Consider the following 3,792-nt stretch of genomic DNA (forward strand, 5'->3'; position numbering starts at 1 on the left):
CGTCGCCCGGATCGGCGCCGGCTCATGGCGTGCGGGCTCGTGCCGCGCGGCATGAGCCGGCGCCGCACAGTGCGACGTCCGGCCGCTCCCCTTCCCCCGAGGACCGCAGTCCCCCGCAGAAAGGTCAAGCCCTCGTGACCCTGTCCCGGAGACAATTCACCAAGGCCGCCCTCGGCTCCGCCGCGCTGGCCGCCGCCGGCGCGGTGCACCTTCCCCGCGCCGCGTCCGCGGCCACCTACACTGCCTACGCGTTCACCTACTTCACCGAGTCACCGAGCTTCCAGGGCGCGGACTACGGCCTGCACCTGGCGGTCAGCCGCGACGGGCTGAACTGGACCCCGCTGAACCAGAACAACCCCGTCGTCACGCCGACCTCAGGCCAGCAGGGCCTGCGCGACCCGCAGATCTTCCGCAAGAACGACGGCACCTTCGTCGTGGTCGCCACCGACCTCAAGGGCACCAACTTCGGGCTGAACAGCCAGTACCTGCACATCTGGGACTCGGTGGATCTCAGCTCCTTCACCGGATACCGCCACGTCCGGTTCCAGACCACCAACGACCACACCTGGGCGCCGACCATCTTCTGGGACGCCTCCCGGCAGCAGTACGCCATCGTCTACTCGGCCGCCAACATCCTGCGGGTCAACTACACCACCGACTTCCACACCGTCAGCGCCGCCCAGACCTTCTTCAGCCCTTCCTCCGGTGTGCTGGACGGGGACGTCGTCGTGGACGGCGGCACCACCTACCTCTACTACAAGAACCTCTCCAACGGCCGGCTGTACGGGGCGCGGTCGTCCACCGGCGCCCCCAACAGCTTCACGACCTACACCGCCGGGGTGATCCAGGGCACCGCCATCGAGGCACCCCTGCTGCACAAGACCATTCAGGGCGGCTGGCGACTGTGGGGTGACTCCTTCGGGCCGGTGAACTCCGACTACTACCTGTGGCAGTCCTCTAACATCGGCGCCGACGCCTGGACCCTGGCCAACCAGCGTGACTACACCCCGCCGCTGAACGCCAAGCACGGCTCGATCACCCAGATCACCGACGCCGAGTACAACGCGGCGGTGAACCGCTGGGGAACGCCCAACTGGGTGCGGCTGAAGTCCTCCAGTCACCCGGACTACTTCGTGCGGCACCTCAACGGCGTCGGCCGGATCGACCCCTACCCGTTCGACCCGTACCGCGACCAGATGTGGCGGATGGTCCCGGGCCTCGCGGACGCGGCCGGCGTGTCGTTCGAGTCGGTCAACAACCCCGGCAGCTACCTGCGGCACTCCAACTACGCGATCAGGCTCGCCCCCAACGACAACACCTCGACCTTCCGCGCCGACGCCACCTTCTACCGCGTCGCGGGGCTGGCCGACTCGGCCTGGTCGTCGTTCCGCTCCTACAACTTCCCGACCTACCACCTCAGGCACAGCAACTACGTGCTGCGCATCGACCCGATCAGCGCGTCCTCCAGCCTCAGCGACCGGCAGGACGCCACCTTCCGGGTCACCTCGTAACCGGCGAGGCCATCGACACCTGCCCGGGCCGGAGTGGCGCTCCCGGCCCGGGCAGGCACCATCCACCCCCGCGCCCCGGTCCACGTCACCGCTGCTGGTCCGGCACGAAGGGAATCGACGTGAAACCAAAGCTCAGAGCCATGGTGGCGAGTCTCGCCGCGCTCGTGGTGGCAGCGAGCACGCTGCTGCTGACCCGGCCGGTCGAGGCCGCGTCGCTCACCCGGGTGACCGGTTTCGGAAACAACCCGACGAACCTCAACATGTACATCTATGTCCCGGACCGGGTGGCGGCACGCCCTGCGCTGCTTGTCATGGTGCACTACTGCACCGGCACGGCCAGCGGGGTGTTCGGCAGCTCCGGCCGCGACTTCGCCACCGCGGCCGACCGCTACGGTTTCGTGATCGTGCTCCCCGAGGCGACCCGCGACGGCCGCTGCTTCGACGTGTCCACGGCGAACGCGCTGCGCCGCGACGGCGGCAGCGACTCCACCGGCATCATGTCCATGGTCACCTACGCCCGCCAGCGCTACAACGTCGACCCGGCCCGCATCTCGGTGGTCGGCTTCTCCTCCGGCGCGATGATGACCAACGTGCTGGCCGCGGAGTACCCCGACGTGTTCTCGGCCGCCGCGGCGTTCTCCGGCGTTCCGGCCGGGTGCTTCGCCACCACCAACGGGTCGCTGTGGAACAGCCAGTGCTCCGGCGGCAGCCTCGTCAAGACCGCTCAGCAGTGGGGTGACCAGGCCCGCGCGATGTACCCCGGCTACACCGGCCGCTACCCGCGCATGCAGCTGTGGCACGGCACCGTCGACACCACGCTCTCCTACGTCAACTTCGGCGAGGAGATCAAGCAGTGGACCAACCTGAACCGGGTGAGCCAGACGCCGGCGTTCACCGACACGCCCCGGTCGGGCGTCACGCGCACCCGCTACGGAGGCTCCGGGGTGCAGCCCCCCGTCGAGGGGTGGAGCTTCGCCGGCGCCGGCCACGGCCTGCCGCTGGACGGCCTGTACGGCAACGCCATCACCTTCCTCGGCCTGGACGGCACCACTTCCCCGTCCCCCTCCCCGAGCCCGTCGCCGTCCCCCTCCCCCTCGCCGTCGCCGAGCCCGTCTCCGTCTCCGTCCCCTTCACCTTCCCCCTCGCCCTCGCCGGGCGGGCCGGGCGCCTGCCGGGTCACCGCGACGGTCAACGCCTGGAACACCGGGCTGACCGAGAACCTCACCATCACCAACACCGGCTCCGCCGCCGTCAACGGCTGGTCCCTGGCCTTCACCCTCCCCGCCGGCCAGACCATCACCTCCGGCTGGAACGCCACCTACAGCCCCGCAAGCGGACAGGTCACCGCCAAGAACGTGAGCTACAACGGCACCCTGGCCGCCGGAGCCTCCCTCGACATCGGCTTCCAGGCCAACCACACCGGCAACGCCGGCAAACCCTCCTCCTTCACCCTCAACGGCGCGACCTGCACCACCGCCTGAGGGTCCCGACGAGCCGGCCGGCGGCGCATCGGGTCGCCGCCGGACCGGACCCGGCTCGCGCCCCGGTGCCCGCCGGCCCCCGCCGCCTCCCTCCCGTACGGCCGGCGGCACCGTGAGGTGAGCTCCGCCCTACCCGCCCCCTTCCGCCCGCGTCATTCGGCGCGGGGAACCACCACGTCGAAGGAATGGGAACCACCCATGCGACATGCCAGATCTCCCCGGCGGTTGTGGGCGCTGGTCGCCGCCGCCGTCACTCTCGCGACCGGCGCGGTCGGCGCGGCCGGAACGCATCTCGCGTCCGCGGCGGCGGCCGGCTGCCAGGTGACCTATACCGTCACCTCCGAATGGCCCGGCGGCTTCGGCGCGAGTGTGAACGTCAACAACCTGGGCGACCCGATCGACGGCTGGCGCCTGACCTGGTCGTTCCCCGCCGGGCAGAGCATCACGCAGATCTGGAACGGCACCCAGACCCAGTCCGGCGCCCAGGTCACGGTGACCAACGTCAGCTACAACGGGAGCATCCCGACCGGGGGCAGCACCAGCTTCGGGTTCAACGGGTCGTGGACCGGCTCCAACCCGGTGCCGTCGAGCTTCGCCCTCAACGGCACCACCTGCACCGGCGGCGTCAGCTCCCCGACGCCGACACCTAGCGTGACGCCCACTCCGACCCCGACGCCCAGCCCCAGCGTGACGCCCTCACCGCAGCCCTCGAACCGCCCGTGCGACATCTACGCCGCGGGTGGCACGCCCTGTGTGGCGGCGCACAGCACGACCCGCGCGCTGTACGGCGCCTACAACGG

The 3,792-nt window shown here is 70.4% G+C and carries 3 protein-coding genes; all 3 read left to right on the forward strand.

Annotated elements, in window-relative coordinates; translation table 11 throughout:
- Positions 1-134 precede the first annotated feature (134 nt).
- Positions 135-1,511, forward strand: coding sequence for a glycoside hydrolase family 43 protein (locus IEY93_RS34755; protein WP_189167424.1), 1,377 nt, complete (start codon positions 135-137; stop codon positions 1,509-1,511).
- A 119-nt stretch (positions 1,512-1,630) separates the two neighbouring features.
- Positions 1,631-2,992: an extracellular catalytic domain type 1 short-chain-length polyhydroxyalkanoate depolymerase gene (locus IEY93_RS39955; protein WP_229691721.1), complete on the forward strand. Its 1,362-nt coding sequence runs from the start codon at positions 1,631-1,633 to the stop codon at positions 2,990-2,992.
- A gap of 198 nt (positions 2,993-3,190) precedes the next feature.
- Positions 3,191-3,792: cellulose-binding domain-containing protein (locus tag IEY93_RS38955; RefSeq protein ID WP_229691722.1), on the forward strand; the 602-nt coding region annotated here is incomplete at its 3' end.

The sequence above is a fragment of the Sphaerisporangium melleum genome, from assembly GCF_014646695.1.
Lineage (GTDB): Bacteria > Actinomycetota > Actinomycetes > Streptosporangiales > Streptosporangiaceae > Sphaerisporangium > Sphaerisporangium melleum.